General features: G+C 62.4%; 16 protein-coding genes. 12 read left to right on the top strand and 4 right to left on the bottom strand.

All coding sequences use genetic code 11. From position 1 onward, the window contains the following. Window position 1 precedes the first annotated feature (1 nt). Window positions 2-1,528 carry an O-antigen ligase family protein gene (locus tag AK81_RS05570; RefSeq protein ID WP_043197360.1) on the bottom strand — a complete coding sequence of 509 codons (1,527 nt, stop codon included), beginning with the start codon at window positions 1,526-1,528 and terminating at the stop codon, window positions 2-4. A gap of 95 nt (window positions 1,529-1,623) precedes the next feature. Between AK81_RS05570 and AK81_RS05565 the strand changes: the two genes are divergently transcribed. The 11 genes from AK81_RS05565 to AK81_RS05510 all read left to right on the top strand — a co-directional run bounded on the left by AK81_RS05565 (window position 1,624) and on the right by AK81_RS05510 (window position 13,674). Further along, entirely contained in the window at window positions 1,624-3,000 is a 1,377-nt protein-coding gene (locus tag AK81_RS05565; protein WP_043197358.1) for an oligosaccharide flippase family protein, read from the top strand. 236 nt (window positions 3,001-3,236) lie between these two features. Continuing rightward, window positions 3,237-4,703 carry an FAD-dependent oxidoreductase gene (locus AK81_RS05555; RefSeq protein WP_043197355.1) on the top strand — a complete coding sequence of 489 codons (1,467 nt, stop codon included), beginning with the start codon at window positions 3,237-3,239 and terminating at the stop codon, window positions 4,701-4,703. Between the two features lie 102 nt (window positions 4,704-4,805). Then, window positions 4,806-5,423: an acyltransferase gene (locus AK81_RS05550; RefSeq protein WP_043197353.1), complete on the top strand. Its 618-nt coding sequence runs from the start codon at window positions 4,806-4,808 to the stop codon at window positions 5,421-5,423. After that, entirely contained in the window at window positions 5,416-6,372 is a 957-nt protein-coding gene (locus tag AK81_RS05545) for a glycosyltransferase family 2 protein (RefSeq protein ID WP_043197351.1), read from the top strand. The genes AK81_RS05550 and AK81_RS05545 overlap by 8 nt, the downstream gene beginning before the upstream one ends. 8 nt (window positions 6,373-6,380) lie before the next feature. After that, window positions 6,381-6,905 (top strand): serine O-acetyltransferase, encoded by a 525-nt coding sequence (locus tag AK81_RS05540; RefSeq protein ID WP_043197349.1) that lies wholly within the window; start codon window positions 6,381-6,383, stop codon window positions 6,903-6,905. Window positions 6,906-6,910: 5 nt separating this feature from the next. Continuing rightward, a complete protein-coding gene (locus AK81_RS05535; protein ID WP_043197347.1) occupies window positions 6,911-7,888 on the top strand; it encodes a glycosyltransferase family 2 protein in 978 nt (325 codons plus the stop codon). A gap of 9 nt (window positions 7,889-7,897) precedes the next feature. Continuing rightward, entirely contained in the window at window positions 7,898-8,902 is a 1,005-nt protein-coding gene (locus AK81_RS05530) for a VirK/YbjX family protein (RefSeq protein ID WP_043197346.1), read from the top strand. Window positions 8,903-8,951: 49 nt separating this feature from the next. Continuing rightward, on the top strand, window positions 8,952-10,154 hold the full coding sequence (locus AK81_RS05525; RefSeq protein ID WP_043197343.1) for a glycosyltransferase: 1,203 nt from the start codon (window positions 8,952-8,954) through the stop codon (window positions 10,152-10,154). Continuing rightward, window positions 10,151-11,338 carry a glycosyltransferase family 2 protein gene (locus tag AK81_RS05520; protein ID WP_043197341.1) on the top strand — a complete coding sequence of 396 codons (1,188 nt, stop codon included), beginning with the start codon at window positions 10,151-10,153 and terminating at the stop codon, window positions 11,336-11,338. The genes AK81_RS05525 and AK81_RS05520 overlap by 4 nt, the downstream gene beginning before the upstream one ends. Beyond that, window positions 11,338-12,096, top strand: a complete 759-nt coding sequence (locus AK81_RS05515; RefSeq protein WP_043197339.1) for a WecB/TagA/CpsF family glycosyltransferase — start codon at window positions 11,338-11,340, stop codon at window positions 12,094-12,096. The genes AK81_RS05520 and AK81_RS05515 overlap by 1 nt, the downstream gene beginning before the upstream one ends. 156 nt (window positions 12,097-12,252) lie before the next feature. Beyond that, the gene (locus tag AK81_RS05510; protein WP_043197337.1) at window positions 12,253-13,674 is read left to right on the top strand and encodes an undecaprenyl-phosphate glucose phosphotransferase; all 1,422 of its coding nucleotides are present in this window, start codon (window positions 12,253-12,255) and stop codon (window positions 13,672-13,674) included. 239 nt (window positions 13,675-13,913) lie between these two features. Here AK81_RS05510 and AK81_RS05505 read toward each other — a convergent pair whose 3' ends face one another. Further along, complete coding sequence (locus AK81_RS05505) at window positions 13,914-14,855, bottom strand: LysR substrate-binding domain-containing protein (RefSeq protein WP_043197335.1); 942 nt, start codon at window positions 14,853-14,855, stop codon at window positions 13,914-13,916. 146 nt (window positions 14,856-15,001) lie between these two features. Between AK81_RS05505 and AK81_RS05500 the strand changes: the two genes are divergently transcribed. Then, window positions 15,002-16,378, top strand: a complete 1,377-nt coding sequence (locus AK81_RS05500) for an L-serine ammonia-lyase (RefSeq protein WP_043197333.1) — start codon at window positions 15,002-15,004, stop codon at window positions 16,376-16,378. 179 nt (window positions 16,379-16,557) lie between these two features. Here AK81_RS05500 and AK81_RS05495 read toward each other — a convergent pair whose 3' ends face one another. Next, a complete protein-coding gene (locus AK81_RS05495) occupies window positions 16,558-17,235 on the bottom strand; it encodes a DUF3313 domain-containing protein (RefSeq protein ID WP_043197331.1) in 678 nt (225 codons plus the stop codon). 166 nt (window positions 17,236-17,401) lie between these two features. Beyond that, on the bottom strand, window positions 17,402-18,697 hold the full coding sequence (locus AK81_RS05490; RefSeq protein ID WP_043197329.1) for an NAD(P)/FAD-dependent oxidoreductase: 1,296 nt from the start codon (window positions 18,695-18,697) through the stop codon (window positions 17,402-17,404). Between the last annotated feature and the right edge of the window lies 1 nt (window position 18,698).

Genomic DNA, 18,698 nt, shown 5'->3' with positions numbered 1-18,698 from the left:
ATTACCTGGGTTGAAGGCCTGCGTCGGCCAGCTCGGTGGCCTGGCTGTCGCCCAGCCGGCGGACCATCTGGATGTAGGCCACGCCAAGGCCTGCGATTGACCAGTACACCACCGGGATGAAGGTTATGCTGCTGACGGTGAAGATGATCACCAGAATGCCGATCAGCGTCGCCAGCAACACCCGCCCGAGCTGTCGTCGCTCGTCGTCCTTGTCGGCAAAGCTGCGCATGGCCTTGCGGATCCCCAGCAGCACCACGGCGAAAAACGCCACGAACAGGCCAAGCCCCACCAGCCCGACCCGCAGTGCGAGGTTGATGTAGGTGTTGACGATGTCGATGATGCCTTCGCCCTGGATCATCGACTGCATTTCCGGGGTATTACGGAAGTCGAACGAGCCAAACAGCGGGTTTTGCTGAATGACGATCCACGAATTGTCCATCAGCCGCTCGCGATAGGTGATGTTCTCTTTTTCCAGGTTGCCAATGAATGGCAGCAGGTCCAGCACCTTTTCGCCGCCGGGCACGATGGTCAGCAAGGGCAGGGCGAGCATGCCGGCAGCCGCCAGCAGTGTCAGGCGCTTGACGGCCCCTTTGCCCAGGGCGATGAACACCACCACGATGACCACGACGCCGATCCACGGGCCACGGGACAAGGGCGCGAACAGCCCGGCGGCCAGCAACAGCCCGCCCATCGCCCGCTGCAGGGGACTGCGAACATAACCCTGAACGAACAGGAACAGGCCTATGGCCACGCTCATCACATAGCCCAGGGCAATGGCCTGCCCGGTGGTGGCGCTGGCACGCAACGCGCCGCCACGGCTCAGGTAACCGGACATGCTCCACGGCACCCCCATGGCGTCCACCAGTGCGCTGTACAGCAGCCAGTGGCGCACATACTCGGCCACGGCGATCAATGCCAGTACGAAAGAGGCGAGCACGAAGGCCAGCAGGGTGTCCTTGAAATCGCTGATGTGGCGCAGGCCGCGGCTGGCGACGTAATACGGCAGGAATACGTCGACGTACAGGTACAGCGCCTGGCGCAGCGTGTCGGTAAGGGTGGTTTCGCGCAGGTACAGGACGCTCATCAGCACCAGACCGGCCGCCAGTAATTTGTCCGCCCAGGTTCGGCCAAAGCGCAGGGTGTCGCCTTGCCGGCGCAGCTCCAGCGCCGCAGGCAACAGCACGCACAGGGTCAGCAGGCGGATGTGGTTGAGGTCGACCAGGTAGTTGACCACGCCAAACCCGGGCACTTGTACCGACGCCGGCGGGATCAGGAACAGCAGCATGTAGAACAGCGCCATGGGGTTGTGCTCGCGGCGCCCGGCAATGAACAGGATGACAGCGCCCGCGCCCAGGTACAGCCAGAAGCTGTGCGAGACGAAGGCCAGCACGGTGAGCAGGAACCACAAGTTGCGCCGGCGCTTGAAGTCGCCCAGCGGGATCAGGTCGGTGGCAGGCCGCCGTGCCAGCAGAAACACCACGCTTGCCAGAAACAGAATGACGATCAACGCACGAAAATGTTCAGGCATCGGCTATGTACACCTTTCCCTCGGTGGGCAACGGCTAGCATCGTGGCTAATTGAAACTATAGTGACTTTTAGCCAATCAGTCAGAGATTGAAGTCATGCCGTCGATTGATGTGTCAGCCTCCGCAAGCCTGCGCCAGCGGGCCATGAGGGCCGGGTCATGGAACCTGGTATCGCAGGTGGCATCACAGGTCATGCGCCTTGGCGGCAACCTGATCATGGCTCGGCTGCTGCTGCCGGAAATGTTCGGGGTGATGGTCATCGCCACCACCGTTTCGGTACTCCTGCATTTGCTGTCGGACGTCGGGCTGCGCCAGAACATCATCCAGAGCCATCGGGGTGACGACCCGGACTTTCTCAATACCGCCTGGACCGTGCAGATCATTCGCGGCTTCCTGTTGTTCGGCCTGACCCTGTTGCTGGCCCTCGGCGCCTGGCTGGCCCAGCTGGCTGAGCTGTGGCCGGCAGACTCCACTTATGCCGCGCCTGTATTGCCAATGGTGCTGGCGGTTACCGGGCTGTCGGCGCTGATCTGGGGTTTCCAGTCCACCAAGATAGATGTGGCTGTACGAACTTTCCAACAAAAGCGCGTGGTGCTGGTAGACCTGGCGTCGCAATTGGCTGGCCTGGTGGTGATGCTGGTACTCGGTCTGCTCACTCACTCGATCTGGGCGCTGGTGATCGCCGGCCTGGTTTCGGCCGTGGCCTGGACCGTGCTGGGCCATACCGCCCTCGAGGGGCCGAATAACCACCTGCGTTGGGACCGCACGGCGCTGACCGAACTGATCGTGTTCGGCCGCTGGATCCTGTTGTCGTCGATGGTGGGCGTGCTGGCCATGTACGGCGACCGTATCCTGTTTGGCGCCAGTATGTCGGCGGCGCAGTTGGGTGTGTATTCGATTGCCGTGCTGATCCTTGGCGCGGTGCAGATGGCGCTGATGAAAATTGTCGGGGCCGTGGCGCTACCGGCCTTCAGCGAAGCGGCCCGGGCCGACGACAAGGAACGCCTGAAGGCGCTTTATCACCGCTTTCGGCTGCTGGTCGACCTGCTGGTGTTGTTCATCTGCGGCGGTTTTTTGACCGCCAGCCCTTTGCTGATCGGCTGGATGTACGACGAACGTTACAGTGAAGCTGGCCCGATGCTGGCAATTCTCTCGCTGTCGTTCCTCACATTGCGCTATACATTGGCACATCAGGTATGGATTGCGCTGGGCCTGACCAAATACCAGGCCATGGACAACATCATCCGCCTGGTCTCGCTGTGGGGGCTGCTGCCGCTGTTGCTGGCGATGGGCGGTGTGGATTGGGCGATCTGGGGGGTTGCCCTGCATACCGTGCCGACGCTGGTGCTGATCGTGTACGTGAATTGCAAGCTGGATATCTTCAGCCTCAAGCGTGAGCTGGTGGTGTTGCCGATGTTGCCCCTCGGGGCACTGTGCGGAGCATTGCTGACAAGCTTTTTCAACTGGCTGTGATACACCTGGTTGAATGAAACATTCATGGGGACAGGGCACGGAATCATGGGGAAGCTCACTTTTTGTTCTGGGCAGTTGGGGCGTAGAGGCTTTCTCCAGAGTTGTGTCTTGCTGGGCGTAGGCAGCGCCGTGTTCGGCGCTTCAACGGCTGTTGCGGGCAACCCTGCCGAAAAAACCGGGTACGTGGTGATCAACGGCTGGGTATTGCCGTCCCGCTACTTTCGGAACGAGCACGCATGATCAAGGACTATCAGCAGCACAAAGCGCTGCGCGACCACTATGACTTCTGCATCATTGGTGCAGGGCCGGCCGGGATCACCCTTGGCCTGCGCCTGGCCGCCGCCGGCTGGAGCGTATTGCTCGCCGAAGGCGGGGGGCGTGAGTATTCACCGCACTCGCAAGGCCTGTATGCCTGCGCCTCTACCGGCCTTGAGTTGTATGCAGAGGAAACCCGCCTGCGTTACCTGGGCGGCACATCGAACCACTGGGCAGGGCGCTGCCGGCCATTCACCCCCTCCGATTTCACCATCTCCCCCCCGGGTGGCTTGCCGGGCTGGCCGATCCCATATTCGGAGATCGAAGGCTACCTGCCGGCCGCCATGGACATTGTCGACCTGCCGCCCGGGTCGGACTTTCATGCGATGAACACTGGCCTCAATGGTGGCGATTTCGAGCCAGATCGCTTTCTGCTCAGCCCGCCCACGCGTTTTGCCCAGAAATACGCCACCGCACTGGAGCAGACCAAGGGCCTGGACGTGTTCATCAACTGCAACTGCGTGGACCTGGAGTTCGACAAGGCTTCCGGGCACCTGACCGCCGTGATCCTGTCCGACTATGAGCGCAATCACCAGCGTCTGGTTGCCCGGCAATTCATCCTGGCCACGGGGGCGATCGAGAATGCCCGGCAACTGCTGAACAGCGAGTCGTTGCGGGCAGCGGGCGTGGTGAGCGAGGACGGCCTGACCGGCGGGTGCTTCATGGAGCACCTGAACATCGACTTGGGCACGTTCATCCTCAAGTCCGGGGAGGACCCGGAGCCGCGCCAGTACTACACCACCGATGCCTTCGTCGACGAGTCCAAGGCGGGTAAAGGCAACGTCACGGCTGCCTTGCTGGCCGATGTGCAAACTTATGGACGCACTGCCGAGGTCAAGCACTTTCTCGAAAACCTGGCCTGTGACTGGGGCTTTGCCAGCAAGGTGGCGTTCGTGGCCAAGTTCAGTTGCCCCGGTGACGGCGTGATCAGCACCATGATCGAGCAGTTCCCCAACCTGCACAGCCGCATTTCACTGCTGGACGAGAAGGACGCGCTGGGCGTGGCCAAGGTCAATGTCAACTGGGCGCTGACCGCCGACGACCGGCACACCATCAAGTGCATTGGCAGCGAGTTGGCCAAGCAATTCGCCGACATGGACCTGGGTTTCGTCAAGCTGAACGACTTTGTCTATGACACGTCGGTACCGCTGAAGATGGCACCGCACGCACACCACATGGGCACCACGCGGATGGCCGCCTCGCCGCAGTTCGGCGTTGTCGATGCCAATTGCAAGGTGTTCGGTACCGAAAACCTGTACGTCGCCGGCAGCAGCATCTTTGCCAAGGGCGGCGCCTCCAACCCGACCATGCCGCTGTTGCAGTTTGCCGTACGGCTGGCCGACCACCTCAATGCCAAGATGACGGCGGCCAGCGGCGCCGTGGCGTGATGCATGTTGTACATGGGTGAGTGCGCTGCGGTCAGCCCTAAAAGAACGAGACCGGAACGCCTCAGGACACTTCAGATTGTTCAGATCGCGAGGCCAGGGAGTATGAAGGGATGGATACGCAAGGCAGTGGCGCACTATGCCCATTCAACCGGGCGAGGCGGCACGTTCTACAGGAGGTTCTGCAAGCCCTCAGGGCTTGAATGGGGCGCCTACCTCGCCCGCTGGGGCAACTTTCACTCGGTCGGCAGCAACTTCTTCGTCAATACGGGCTGCAAGTTTCTCGACCCGTCGCTGGTTCGCATCGGTAACAGCGTAGGCTTGTCCGACTGCACGCTGATCGGTCATGACGGGGTGGTACTGCTGATCGAGCACCGCTTCGGCAAGCACCTCGATTCGGTCGGCTTTATCGACATCAAGGACAACTGCTTCATCGGCCATGGTGCGATCGTGATGCCCCGCGTGACCATCGGGCCTGAATCCATCGTGGCCGCTGGGGCGGTGGTGACCAAGGACGTACCGCCAGGCACTGTCTATGGTGGCAACCCGGCCGTGTTCATCTGTACCACCGAACAGTTGATCCAACGGGTCGAGGCTCGTTGCGAATCCTACCCATGGATCGACCTGGTGAAGCAACGCAATGGCGCCTACGACCCGGCCGTGGAACCGCAGTTGATGGCCCAAAGGCGGCAGTACTTCTTCGGGGACAGCAAAAATGGCTAGCAAACCTGTGGATGTCATGGTGGTCAACTTCAATACCGCCGGGCTGCTGCAGCCAATGTTCGATGCCTTGCGCCGGGCCGACAGCGAGCGGCTGGCCAGTTACCTGGTGGTGGACAACGCCTCGCGCGATGACTCGGTGCAGCGCATGGGCCAGGTGTGCCCCGAGGCATTGCTGCTGAGCAACAAGCAGAACGTGGGCTTCGGCCGCGCCAATAACCAGTTGCTGGCGCACCTGCAGGGCAAGTACGCCTTGCTGCTGAATACCGATGCCTTCGTTGCCGCCGACTCCCTGCAAAAAACCCTCGACTACATGGACGCCCACCCGGAGTGCGGCGTGCTGGGGGTGCGCCTGGAAGGGCGCGACGGCGATCTGCAGCCCAGTTGCCGCTACTTCCCGACACCGCTCAACGTGTTTGTCGGGCGTACCGGGTTGGGGCGGTTTTTCCCGGGGTTGAAGATGGTCGATGAAATGACCTGGGACCACGCTTCGGTGCGCGAGTGCGACTGGTTGCCGGGTTGCTTCTACCTGGTGCGCCGTGAAGTGCTGGACAAGGTGGGCCTGTTCGACCCGCGCTACTTCCTTTATTACGAAGAGGTGGACCACTGCAAGCGGGTGAAGGAGGCGGGCTGGAAAGTGGTGTTCTACCCGCATACCACGGTGGTGCACATTGGGGGCGAAAGCTCCAAGTCGGTGGCGGAGCTGGAGGCGGCCAGCCGGCAGATCTCGTCCTACCAGATCGAAAGCGAACTGTTGTATTTCCGCAAGCATCACGGGGTGGCAGGGGTCGCCCTGCACATGCTGCTGGTCACCCTGGGCGACCTGGTGCTGGCACTCAAGGCGCTGTTGAAACGACGAGGCTGGGGGGCGATTCAGGCCTGCTGGCGTCATTGCCGGGCGACCTGGTCACTGTTGTTCAAGACCCGGTACGCCAGCCAACCGACAAGGTAGGTAGAGCCATGTTCGAGAATATTCGTGCCGACCTGCGGGCCCACGGCGGAGACTGGGGCGCCCAGGGTTTCTGGGTATTGCTGGTGTATCGCTTCGGCCGCTGGCGCTACACCGTGCGCCCGGCGCTGCTGCGCAAACTCTTCTCGCTGGTCTACAAGGTGCTGTTCAAGTTCGTGCAGATCATCACCGGTATCGAACTGCCGTGCGAAGTGGTGATTGGCCGCAACTTCGTCATCGACCATTTTGGCGGCATCGTCGTCAGTGGCTATGCCCGGTTTGGCGATGACTGCCGCATCCGCAACGGTGTGGTGGTGGGCCTGAAGAATGTCGACGAGCCGATTGCCCCGGTGTTTGGCAACAACGTCGATATCGGTACCGGCGCCAAGGTGCTGGGCAGCATCCGCATTGGCAACAACGTGATCATCGGCGCCAATGCCGTGGTGCTGGTGGATGTGCCGGACAATTGCCTGGCGGTAGGGGTGCCGGCCACCATCAAGGCCCGGCAGCCAGCCGCAACGGCGCCCGTCGAGTGAGGCCCATGGCGACAGCAATCGGTGTGGTGGTCATTGGCCGCAACGAGGGCCCGCGCCTGGAGCGCTGCCTGCGTTCGCTGGTACACGGTGCGGGCAAGGTCGTGTATGTCGACTCGGGCTCCACCGACGGTTCGCTGCAGCTAGCCCGCAGCCTGGGGGTGGAGTTGTTGGCGCTGGACATGGCCATCCCGTTCACCGCCGCGCGTGCGCGCAACGAAGGCTTCAGCGCCTTGCAGCAGGCACTGCCTTCGATGCAACTGGTGCAGTTTGTCGATGGCGATTGCGAGGTGGACGCCCGCTGGCTGGCCACGGCGCAGGTGTTTCTCGACCACCACCCCGAGGTGGCGGTGGTGTGTGGGCGCCGGCGGGAGCGCTTCCCGGAACGGTCGGTGTACAACCTGTTGTGCGACCTGGAATGGGACACCCCGATCGGTGAAGCCAAGGCGTGCGGTGGCGATGCGCTGATGCGGGCAGACGCTTTTGCCGCTGTCGGAGGCTTTCGCGCCGAGCTGATTGCAGGTGAGGAGCCTGAACTGTGCGTACGCTTGCGGGCCAAGGGCTGGAAGGTCTGGCGCCTGGCCGCCGAGATGACCCTGCACGACGCTGCCATGACCCGTTTCAGCCAGTGGTGGCGGCGCAGCCTGCGTGCCGGTCATGCCTATGCAGAAGGGGCCTACCTGCATGGCCAGCCGCCCGAGCAGCACTGGTTGCGCGAGTCGCGCCGCGCCTGGTTATGGGGCCTGGGCATACCCTTGGTGATCGTGCTGGCCTGCCTGCTGCTGGGTGGCTGGGGCCTGCTGTTGCTGTTGATCTACCCGCTGCAGGCCGTGCGCCTGGCTCGCCGCGGTGGCAAGTCGGCGCGCGAAAACTGGCTGCAGGCGGTGTTCCTGGTGTTGGGCAAGTTCCCGGAAATGCTCGGCCAACTGAAATTCTTGCGCCACCGCTTCGCGGCCGGCAAATCAGCGTTGATCGAGTACAAATGAGAGATGACCATGATGCTCGGCACCCTCGTGAAAAGCGTGTTTACCTTGCAACCGGGCTACTCGTTGCGGGCGTTGAACAACAAGTACAAGTTGACGCGGCAGATTGCCAGGCAATGGCCTGAACTGAATCGTTTCATGCAGCGCATGACGGCCGCGCTCGGCGAGCAAGGTCTGCAGCGGCTGGGCGTGGACTGCATCGGTGTCGTGCAGTGGCCTTACCTCAGCAAATGCTGGGAAGCCCCGCAGCGCCTGGCGGTGGTCGCTTCGCACTTTGAAGTGCTGGCCGGCCAGTTTCCGGCGCTGTTGCTGCTGGGGCGGGACGAAAGCCTGACGCTGTGCGATCTGTCCAGCCATTCGCCGGGCTGCCGCCTGGTGCTGGACCGGCCGATCTGGTTCAAACGCGAAGGCGAGTTGGTACTGAACCTGTTCCAGGGCGACCTGCGCGTGGCTTCACTGGCGTTCACGCTGTGCCGCAGCCAGGGTCAGCTGCACCTGTTCATCGGCGCCGTGCAGGGCATCCACAAAGGCATCGACAGCGAAACCTCGCTGGCCATCTACCGCGACCTGACCAAGGACTTCGAGGGCCTGCGCCCTCGCAGCCTGGTGCTCGAAGCGCTGAAGTGCCTGGCCCGCACGCTTGGCGTCACGCAACTGTACGCGGTCAGCGATGACTGCCGGCACCATCGGCATCCGTATTTTGGCAGCGACAAAGGCCAGGACCTTGCAGCCAACTATGACGTCATCTGGCAGGAACACGGCGCCAGCGCATCGAATTTTGCGGATTTCTTCACCCTGCCGCTGGACCCGGCGCAACGGGCAGAAAGCGACATCCCAGCGAAAAAACGGGCGATGTATCGCCGCCGCCAGGCGATGCTCGACGATGTTTTCGCGCGCTTGCAGGCCGCATTGCCAAGCAGCGGTCACAACCTTGGACTACAAGGAAAACAGGGGGATGCATTTGTTGTGAGTGCATCGGCAGTAGACAGACCGCCCGTAGTCGACAGCCTGAAGTGAAGGTTGGCAGGGGAGGTGGGTCATCAAGCGGGCTTGGATCTGGATTCGTATGCGCATCGCTTACTTCATCAATCAGTACCCGAAGGTCAGCCACAGTTTCATCCGCCGCGAGATACTGGCGCTGGAGCGCCAGGGCGTAGAGGTACAACGCATTGCTCTGCGGGGGTGGGACGCCGAGTTGCAGGACGCCGAAGACACGGACGAACGGGCCAAGACCCGTTATGTGTTGCAAGGCGGCGTCAAGGGGTTGCTGACGCCAACGTTGCAGGTGCTGCGTGCGCAACCGCGGCGCTTTTTCCAGGCCTTGCGGGTGGCCATGCGCCTTGGCCTGCGCGCCGACCGCGCGTGGCCCTACCACCTGGTGTACCTGGCCGAGGCCTGCCAGGTGTTGCAATGGCTGCAGGCCGGGGAGGCCAGACACGTGCATGCCCATTTTGGCACCAACTCTACCGAGGTGGTGATGCTGGCCAACTTGCTGGGCGGTCCGGCCTACAGCTTTACCGTGCATGGGCCGGAAGAATTCGACAAGCCGCAGTTCCTGCACATGGGCGAGAAGGTGCGGCGTGCCGCCTTTGTTGCTGCGGTGAGTTCTTACGGGCGCAGCCAGCTGTTTCGTTGGGTGGCGCACGAGCATTGGGCCAAGGTGAAAGTGGTGCATTGTGGCCTGGAGCGAGGCTTTCATGAGGTGGCGCCGGTCAGTGTGCCGGCGGTGCCGCGGCTGGTGTGCGTCGGGCGGCTCTGTGAACAGAAAGGCCAGCTGCTGTTGCTTGAGGCGGCGCGTCAGCTTGCGGCACAGTCGATCGCCTTCGAACTGGTCCTGGCAGGTGACGGTGAGATGCGCGAGCAGATCGAGGCCCTGATTACCCGGCACGGCTTGCAGCAGCAGGTGCGCATTACCGGCTGGATCAGCAGCGCACAGGTGCGCGAGGAGATCCTTGCCGCTCGCGCACTGGTATTGCCCAGCTTCGCCGAGGGCCTGCCGGTGGTGATCATGGAAGCCATGGCCTTGCGCCGGCCGGTGCTGACCACCTATGTGGCCGGTATCCCCGAGCTGGTGCGCCCGGGCGAGAACGGCTGGCTGTTCCCCGCTGGCGCCGTGGACGAACTGGCCCAGGCCATGGCCGAGTGCCTTGCGCAACCCGCCGAAGTGCTGCAGCGCATGGGCGAGGCGGCTTACCAGCGCGTGCTGCAACGGCATGATATCGACACCGAGGCGGCCAAGCTGGCCGGCTACTTCAAGGCATCCGCATGATGAGTGTATTGAGTTGGTTACTGGGCCTGCTGGCGGTGATCGCCCTTGTACCTGTGTCCGTGTTTTTCCTGCAGATGCTGCTGGCTTGCCTGCCGCCGCGCTCGCGGCCCTTGGGCATCAGCGTGCGCCCGCGGGTGGCTGTGTTGGTACCGGCCCATGATGAGGCTGCGATCATTCGTGCAACGCTGGCGAGCATTACCCCGCAGTTACTGGCAGGCGACCGCTTGCTGGTGGTGGCCGACAACTGCACGGACGACACGGCGCGGCTGGCCCGCGAGGCCGGTGCCGAGGTGGTGGAGCGCTTTGATACGGTGCTGCGTGGCAAAGGCTATGCCCTGGACTTCGGCGTACGGCACCTGGCCGTGCAGCCGCCCGAGGTGGTGATTGTGGTGGATGCCGACTGCCAGGTAGGCGAGGGGGCGATTGACTGCCTGGCGCGCCGTTATCACCAGGCCCAACGCCCGGTGCAGGCGCTGTACCTGATGCGCGCACCTGCCGGTAGCGGGCTGAAGGTGCAGGTGGCCGAGTTTGCCTGGCGGGTCAAGAACCTGGTGCGCCCGCGTGGTTGGGCGCGGCTGGGGCTGCCGTGCCAGCTGATGGGGGCAGGCATGGCATTCGGTTGGCACGACCTGGCCTTGATCAACCTGGCCAATGGGCACCTTGTGGAAGATGTGAAGCTGGGCCTGGACCTGTGCCAGCAGGGCAAGCCGCCGGTGTTTTGCCCTGAGGCATTGGTCACCAGCCAGTTTCCTGCCAGCCAGCAAGGCATGAACAGCCAGCGCACCCGCTGGGAGCATGGCCACCTGGGCTTGATGCTGGCCGATGCGCCCAAGCGTGCGCTGGCCGCCATCAGCCAGCGCAACGGCAGCCTGCTGGCCATGACTCTGGACCTGTTGGTCCCGCCCCTGGCGTTACTGGTGCTGGCCTTGCTCGGGCTCAACCTGGTGACCTGGCTGGCGTACCTGCTGTCAGGCCATGCGACGCCTGCGTGGATCGCACTTGCGGCGCTGGCCATGCTCGGCCTTGCCGTGGTGCTGGCGTGGGCGCGCTTCTGCCGAGAGCTGATCCCGTTTTCCGTGCTGCTGTACGCGCCTTTTTACGCCGCAAGGAAGATCCCCTTGTATTTGGGGTTCCTGATCAAGCGCCAGGTCGAATGGGTGCGCTCCAAACGGGATGATGACTGATGGCTCAGTGGCAATGGCAGAAGCGCTGGAAGCGCATTATCGACACGCTTGAGGTGGTGCCTGACAGCACGGCGGCGCAGCGCCTGCTCGACAGGCTTGCCGCCCCGGAATCTGCAACCGTGCTGGGCTTCGTCAATGCCCATGCAATGAACCTGGTGGTGCACGACGGTGAGTATTGTCAGGCGCTGTCGGCGGCCGATGTGCTGTTGCGCGACGGCTCTGGCATGGCGATTCTCTATCGCCGGCTGGGGCTGGAGCCTGGGCTCAACATGAATGGCACCGACTTCATACCCAGCCTCATGGAGGCATACCGCGGGCGCCGGGTTGCGTTCTGGGGCACGCAGCAACCGTACCTGAACCAGGCGGTGCAGCGCAGCGAAGCCTTGTTTGGCGTGGTGCCGGTGTCGGTGCACGATGGCTTTGCCAGCATCGACACCTACCTGCAGCTGGCAAAGGCACAGCAACCAGAACTGATCGTGCTGGGGATGGGCATGCCCAAGCAGGAAGCGGTGGCGGCCAGGTTGGCAGCCGTTGGCGGGCCGTGCCTGATCGTGTGCGGCGGGGCGATCCTGGATTTTCTCGGCGGCAAGGTCAGCCGGGCACCGCAGTGGCTGCGGCATTTGGGTGGCGAGTGGGCCTACCGGCTGTTGCGCGAGCCGAAACGTTTGTTCATGCGTTATGTGGTGGGCAATCCGTTGTTCTTGCTGCGCACCTTGCTGTGCCGCAAGGCAGCCGATTCGGCCAGGGGCACCGTATGAATCGGCCAAAATCCGCGCTGATGGCGGGTGGCTGCTACAGTGAGATCAGTGGCTTGGGGGCTGCACGATCCTGCTTCACTGGCGTTGAATAAGCTGTTTTCAAGACTTGATGTTTGATGGACGGCACTTGCTACGCTCAAATAGATGAGGTCTGAAATGGTTTTCGAACCGAGAAGCAGTCGTTCCTTACTCCAAAGAAGAAGCAGCGTAAGTAACGCCATTCAGGCGGGGCTCGATGGTATTGCAGTAACCGGTATTGCCTGGTACCTCATTTATGATCAGTTTGGTTACATTACGTCCGATTATGTAATCATGCTGCTGTTGCTCATTGGCGCGCTGGCCGTCATTTACGACCATTATGCAATCTACCGCACTAACGTCGGTCTTTCGATCAAGGCCTTTCGCCTGTTTAAAGCGTGGTCGGCAACATTCTGTTTTCTCGTGGTCATGGCCTTTCTGACCAAGCAGAGTGAAACCTATTCACGGTTGCTGGTCGTGCAGTTGTTTGTCATAGGTTACATTGCCCAGTTGTTCTTGCACTTTGCTGTGCGTGAACTGCAAAAACGGTTTACCGCGCATGCGCGTCTGGACAACGCCTTGATTATCGGCAACGGCGACCTGGCCAATTTCCTTTATCAGAAAATCAGCAACAACCCCTGGTTTGGCGAACGGGTACTGGGGTGTGTACTGACTGACAAGGCCGGCGAGCCGGTGTACGAAGGTGCCGAGGGCAAGCAGCGCCTGCCCGTGCTCGGGCACGTTGCAGATCTGGATGAAATCGTTGCCCGGCATGGCATTCGCACCGTGTACCTGGTGACCCCGCTGGGGGGCTCCGAGGTTATCAACGATGTGTACTTCAAGTTGCTCGACAAGTGCATTGCTGTGAACTGGGTGCCGGATATTTTCTCGTTGCGGCTGATCAACCACAGCGTGCGGGAAATTGCCGGTATTCCTGTGTTGACCTTGTCTGAAACACCGCTGACAGGCATGAGCCTGTTCCTGAAGAATATCGAGGACCGGGTGTTGGCGGCATTGATACTGCTGTGTGCATCGCCTGTGTTGATTGGCGTTGCACTGGCTATCAAATTTACCAGCCGCGGGCCCGTGTTCTTCCGCCAGGAACGCACGGGCTGGACTGGCGAGTCGTTCCGTATCTGGAAGTTCAGAAGCATGCATGTTCACCAGCCGGACAATGGCGTGGTCAAGCAGGCGCAGAAGAATGACCCCCGATTGACTAAAATTGGCGCCTTCATCCGCCGCACCAGCCTCGATGAACTGCCACAGTTGTTCAATGTGCTGACCGGGGAAATGTCACTGGTTGGGCCACGGCCACATGCGTTGCAACATGACACGTTATATTCACAGGACATCGTCGATTACTTTGCCCGCCACAACATCAAACCGGGCATGACCGGCCTGGCGCAAGTGCGCGGTTTCAGGGGGGAGACCAAGGACATTGAACAGATGATCCAGCGGGTGGACTCGGACATCGAGTACATCAACAACTGGTCGCTGTGGCTCGATTTCGTGATCCTGGTGCGCACCCTCAATGCCTTTACCGGCAAGCAGGCTTACTAGCCATCGAAAGCCCACGAGATGCCGTTGCGCTGCGCTGTCGCGCAGAGAACAAGGTTTCGGCAAGCGCCACTTTACCCCTGTGGGAGCGGGCGTGCCCGCGAAGAACGCGACGCGCTGCATGGCACCGGCTGCGCCGGTGTTCGCGGCGGTTCGACGCCTCGACGCGCCCGCTCCCACAGGGGCTGTGCTGAACCAGATAGTTATGTGTTGTTCCGTGAGAGCGTCGGGGTACAGGGTGGCTATTCCTTGTTCAGCGGATGCAACTCCCTGAACACCCGCGCTTCCTCCACCAACCAGTCATGCACCGCCCGCGCGCCTGGCTGGTTCAAGCCGCCTGGCGGGTAATGCACCACGTAGCGTTTGTGGTTGGCGATCGGCACGCCGAACGGCACGATCAGTGCTCCACGCTCCAGTTCGTCATTCAGCAAGGTGCGCCGGGCGATCGCTACGCCGATACCGGCGATGGCCGCCTCGATGGTCAGGTGGTTGCGGTTGAAGGTATGCCCGCGCCGCACATTCAGGCCGGCGGCGCCAATGCCCTCCAGGTAGAACTCCCATTCCGCATACTCCGAACTGCCACGCCAGGCCGTGATGTCATGCAGCAGCGGGTAATGTGCCAGGTCCGCCGGGCCATGCAGTGGCGGGCGCCCGCGCAGCAAGGTGGGTGAGCACACCGGAAAGATCTGTTCGTCCAGCAGCGGTGTCGAGAGCATGCCAGGGTAGCTGCCATCGTTCAGGTCGATAGCCAGGTCGAAGTCGCCCGGGGTCAATGCCTGGGCGCTGTCTTCGGCCACCAGGCGCAGCTCGATGTCCGGGTAACGCTGCTGAAAGCGCGGCAGGCGCGGGGTGAGCCATTTGGCCAGGAATGACGGAATCGAGCGTACGCGCAAAGTGCCGCGAATTTCACCGGCGTCCAGGCGCAACAATTCAGCCTCGATACTGCCGTAGGCTTCCGCCACCGTCTGGGCCAACCGTTGCCCTTCGGCGCTCAACTCCACACCGCGCGCCCGGCGCAGAAACAGCCGGTAACCCAGGCGTTCTTCCAGTTGGCGCATCTGCTGGCTGACCGCGCCTGGGGTGATGTGCAGCTCTTCGGCACAGCGGGTAAAGGACAGATGCCGGGCTGCACAGGCGAATACATGCAGCCAGACGAACATCTGGCCATTGAGTTGCCGTCGCATTGTTTAGTCCTGCTAAAGGCTTGCTTAGAAAGTTTCGTTGGTCATCCATGAGCCAGCGCGTCAGTATCGCGCAAAATCGCAATACCGCTCAATTTCTTCAGATAACCGTGCCGTGGATTCAAATCAGGGTACGGTCAGGCATTAGCATGGCTATCAGTGTTTTCGACCTTTTCAAAATCGGCATCGGGCCGTCCAGCTCCCACACCGTCGGCCCGATGCGGGCCGCGGCGACGTTTGCCCAGGCCCTGCGTGAGCAGGGGCTGCTGGCGCGGGTAACGCGCGTCGAAGTGCGCTTGTATGGCTCGCTGTCGGCCACCGGGGTTGGCCACGCCACCGATCGCGCCTGCCTGCTTGGCCTGATGGGCCAGTGGCCGGACCGCATCGACCCGGCCACCATCGAGTCGCGCATCGGCCAGGTACTGCAGGAGCATTGCCTGATGCTGGATGGCAGCCATCCGCTGGCCTTCGAGTATGGCCGTGACATGTTGCTGCTCGACGAGAACCTGCCTTACCACCCCAATGCCATGAGCCTGGAAGCGATGGGCGAGCAGGGCAGCCTGCTGTTGCAGACCTACTATTCGGTTGGCGGCGGTTTCATCGTCGAGCAGGCTGAAATTGATGCCCCGGCAGGCGAAAGCAACGCAATTGTTTTGCCTTATGAGTTCGACAGTGCCGCCCAGTTGCTGGACCTGTGCAAAGCCCACGGCTTGAGCGTGGCGCAATTGATGATGGCCAACGAACGTGCCTGGCGCCCGGAAGCGGAAGTACGTGAAGGCCTGCTGCGCATCTGGGCGGCCATGGGTGAGTGCGTTGATAACGGGCTGCGCAACGAAGGCATCCTGCCTGGCGGGCTGCACGTCAAGCGCCGCGCCGCGCGGCTGCACCGCAGCCTTCAGGAACTGGGCAAGCCCAACGTGATTGGTTCGACCCTCAGCGCCATGGAATGGGTCAACCTGTTCGCCCTGGCGGTGAATGAAGAAAATGCCGCCGGCGGGCGCATGGTCACCGCGCCCACCAACGGCGCGGCCGGTATTATCCCGGCGGTGTTGCACTATTACATGAAGTTCAACCCGGTCGCCTGCGATGCGGATGTGGTGGACTTCCTGCTGGCCGCAGCGGCCGTTGGCATCCTGTGCAAGAAAAACGCGTCAATTTCCGGTGCCGAGGTTGGCTGCCAGGGTGAGGTGGGCTCGGCGTGTTCGATGGCCGCTGCCGGCCTTGCGCAGGTGCTGAGCGCCACGCCGCCGCAGCTGGAGAACGCGGCCGAAATTGCGCTGGAACACAATCTGGGGCTGACGTGCGACCCGGTTGGCGGCCTGGTGCAGGTGCCGTGCATCGAGCGCAATGCGATTGCTGCGGTGAAGGCGATCAACGCCGTGCAGATGGCGTTGCGTGGCGATGGCGAGCACTTCATTTCGCTCGACCGGGTGATCCGCACCATGCGTGATACTGGGGCAGACATGCATGCCAACTACAAGGAGACCTCGCGGGGCGGTTTGGCAGTAGCGTTTGTCGAGTGCTGAACAAAACTACCGGCCAATGCGATCTTTTTGTGGGAGCGGCCTTGCCGGGGCGCCGGACCGGTCGGAAAGGGGGGCGAAGCGCCCCCAGGATTTCGGCATTGCTGCCTATATTGCTGGGGCCGCTTTGCGGCCCTTTCGCGACGCAAGGCCGCTCCCACAGGTACTGTGTAAGGCGGCCCTCAGCGGGCTTTCTGCTTGGCCTCAATGAAGCTGGCGCGCATGTCCTTGGCCCAACCATCCAGCACCGGCTTGACGTCATTCAGGGTCAGCTTCTGGGTATCGTTCTCCAGCTCCTGGCCCGCACCTTTGCGCACCACCTGGGCCAGCACTTTCTGGCTGCCACCGTCCAGGAACGCCGCCTCCACGCCCACATCCACGTCCTGATCACGCCCACCCATGGCGGTGTTCACGCCTGCCGAAATAAGCGCGATGGGGATCACTTCGTAAGGTTTGAGGCCTTCATTGCTGGTGGACACTGCCGTGATCGCCGGGCGCACCACGATCACACCCGGGCCTGGCCCTTGGGCCAAGGGCATAACGCTGCCGATTTCACGGCGTAGGGCTTCATTGAAGTAGCGGGTGATTTCCTGCAGCGTCTGTTGCGAGATCACTGCGGTCGGCTGCGGCTTGGGGTAGAACTGGCTGGGCTCGATGAACACCTGGCTGTACTGGTTGATATTGACCTTGGGGTCGATCCAGCGCATCACCGGGTCACCCGACGGGCTCTTGGCTTCTTGCAACCGGCTGTAGTCCTTGAGGAAGCCGGAATAATCCTTGGGGTCCACGCTATGGCTGGAGCAGGCGGCCACGGCAAGCAGTGCGGCGCACAACAGGGTAATGCGAGGCAGTGATTTCATGATGAAGGCGCATCCATGAGAGGTCGGCCAGAACAACGCTAGCAGGTGCGCGCCAGTTGGCCAGTGGGCGAGTTCAATCCTCTGTGGAAAGGGGAAGAAACCGGGGCTGTGATGCGCCGCGGAGGCGGCGCTCGATCTCTCTTGTACCGCATGGTTTGCGGCGAACTTAGCCCAGCGCTTCGCGTAAGCGATACCACAACATGCCCATTGCCAGCAGCGGCGAGCGCAGTGCCTTGCCGCCCGGGAAGGTCAAGTGGGGCACGGCGCTGAAAACGTCCAGGCCTTGGCTGTGGCCGAGGGCGATGCATTCGGCCAGCAGTTTCGCCGTCCAGTGCGTCACGTTCAGCCCGTGCCCGGAATAGCCCTGGGCGTAATAGACGTTCGGGTGCTGGCTCAGGCGCCCGACCTGGGGGAAGCGGTTGGCGGTGATGCCGATCATGCCGCCCCACTGGTAGTCGATGCGCACGTTGGCCAGTTGCGGGAACACCTTCAGCACCTTCGGGCGCATGTAGGCGGCGATGTCCTTGGGGTCGCGGCCGGAGTAGTGGCAGGCACCGCCGAACAGCAGGCGGCGGTCTGCGGTGAGGCGGTAGTAGTCCAGGCCGACCTTCTGGTCGCACAGCGCCATGTTCTGCGGGATCAGGGTAGCGGCCAGTGCTTCGGGCAAGGGTTCGGTGGCGACTACGTAACTGCCGGCCGGCAGCACCTTGCCGCTCAGTCGCGGTTCCAGTTCATCGAGGTGGGCGTTGCAGCCCAGCACCAGGCTGTCCGCCCGCACCTTGCCATGGGCCGTGTGCAGGGTCACGCGGGGGCCGTGCTCAATTCGCAGTACGGGGCTTTGTTCGAAGATGCGCACGCCCACGCTATGGGCGGCACGGGCTTCGCCCTGGACCAGGTCGAGCGGGTGCAGGTGGCCCGAGCCCATGTCTACCAGGCCGCCGGCGTACTGGTCGCTGGCGACGATTTCATGCAACTGCCCAGGGCCTACCAGACGGGTTTCGGGGCGATAGCCAAGCGCTGCCAGGTCATCCTGCTCGTCCTTGAAGGCGGCGAACTGGTCGGCTGTGTTGGCCAGTTCGCAGAACCCCCAGCGCAGGTCGCAGGCAATGCCGTACTGGGCGATGCGGCTGGCCACCAGCGCCACCGAATCGATGCCGGCCTGCTTCAGGTAGCGCACGCCATCCTGGCCGACATGCCGGGTAAAGCCGCTGACGTCATGGCCAATACCGCGAATCAGCTGGCCGCCATTGCGCCCGCTAGCTCCCCAGCCGATGCGCCGGCCTTCCAGCAGGACCACCGACAAGCCGCGTTCAGCCAGTTCCAGGGCGGTGTTGACGCCGGTCAGCCCGCCGCCGACCACGCACACATCGGCGGTCAATTCGTCGTCCAGGCTGGGGTAGGGCGCCGCGTTGCGTGCCGTGGCAGCGTAGTACGAAGCAGTGTGTTGGGAATCGAAAGACATG

Source organism: Pseudomonas putida W15Oct28, assembly GCF_000708715.2.
In the GTDB taxonomy this organism is placed as follows: domain Bacteria; phylum Pseudomonadota; class Gammaproteobacteria; order Pseudomonadales; family Pseudomonadaceae; genus Aquipseudomonas; species Aquipseudomonas putida_R.
This window is presented reverse-complemented; position numbering and strand designations above follow the sequence as displayed.

What these genes read in the sequence shown, in the direction of transcription:
- AK81_RS05570 (WP_043197360.1), bottom strand. Translation starts at nt 1,528, where the DNA reads ATGCCTGAACATTTTCGTGCGTTGATCGTCATTCTGTTTCTGGCAAGC.
- AK81_RS05565 (WP_043197358.1), top strand. Translation starts at nt 1,624, where the DNA reads ATGCCGTCGATTGATGTGTCAGCCTCCGCAAGCCTGCGCCAGCGGGCC.
- AK81_RS05555 (WP_043197355.1), top strand. Translation starts at nt 3,237, where the DNA reads ATGATCAAGGACTATCAGCAGCACAAAGCGCTGCGCGACCACTATGAC.
- AK81_RS05550 (WP_043197353.1), top strand. Translation starts at nt 4,806, where the DNA reads ATGAAGGGATGGATACGCAAGGCAGTGGCGCACTATGCCCATTCAACC.
- AK81_RS05545 (WP_043197351.1), top strand. Translation starts at nt 5,416, where the DNA reads ATGGCTAGCAAACCTGTGGATGTCATGGTGGTCAACTTCAATACCGCC.
- AK81_RS05540 (WP_043197349.1), top strand. Translation starts at nt 6,381, where the DNA reads ATGTTCGAGAATATTCGTGCCGACCTGCGGGCCCACGGCGGAGACTGG.
- AK81_RS05535 (WP_043197347.1), top strand. Translation starts at nt 6,911, where the DNA reads ATGGCGACAGCAATCGGTGTGGTGGTCATTGGCCGCAACGAGGGCCCG.
- AK81_RS05530 (WP_043197346.1), top strand. Translation starts at nt 7,898, where the DNA reads ATGATGCTCGGCACCCTCGTGAAAAGCGTGTTTACCTTGCAACCGGGC.
- AK81_RS05525 (WP_043197343.1), top strand. Translation starts at nt 8,952, where the DNA reads ATGCGCATCGCTTACTTCATCAATCAGTACCCGAAGGTCAGCCACAGT.
- AK81_RS05520 (WP_043197341.1), top strand. Translation starts at nt 10,151, where the DNA reads ATGATGAGTGTATTGAGTTGGTTACTGGGCCTGCTGGCGGTGATCGCC.
- AK81_RS05515 (WP_043197339.1), top strand. Translation starts at nt 11,338, where the DNA reads ATGGCTCAGTGGCAATGGCAGAAGCGCTGGAAGCGCATTATCGACACG.
- AK81_RS05510 (WP_043197337.1), top strand. Translation starts at nt 12,253, where the DNA reads ATGGTTTTCGAACCGAGAAGCAGTCGTTCCTTACTCCAAAGAAGAAGC.
- AK81_RS05505 (WP_043197335.1), bottom strand. Translation starts at nt 14,855, where the DNA reads ATGCGACGGCAACTCAATGGCCAGATGTTCGTCTGGCTGCATGTATTC.
- AK81_RS05500 (WP_043197333.1), top strand. Translation starts at nt 15,002, where the DNA reads ATGGCTATCAGTGTTTTCGACCTTTTCAAAATCGGCATCGGGCCGTCC.
- AK81_RS05495 (WP_043197331.1), bottom strand. Translation starts at nt 17,235, where the DNA reads ATGAAATCACTGCCTCGCATTACCCTGTTGTGCGCCGCACTGCTTGCC.
- AK81_RS05490 (WP_043197329.1), bottom strand. Translation starts at nt 18,697, where the DNA reads ATGTCTTTCGATTCCCAACACACTGCTTCGTACTACGCTGCCACGGCA.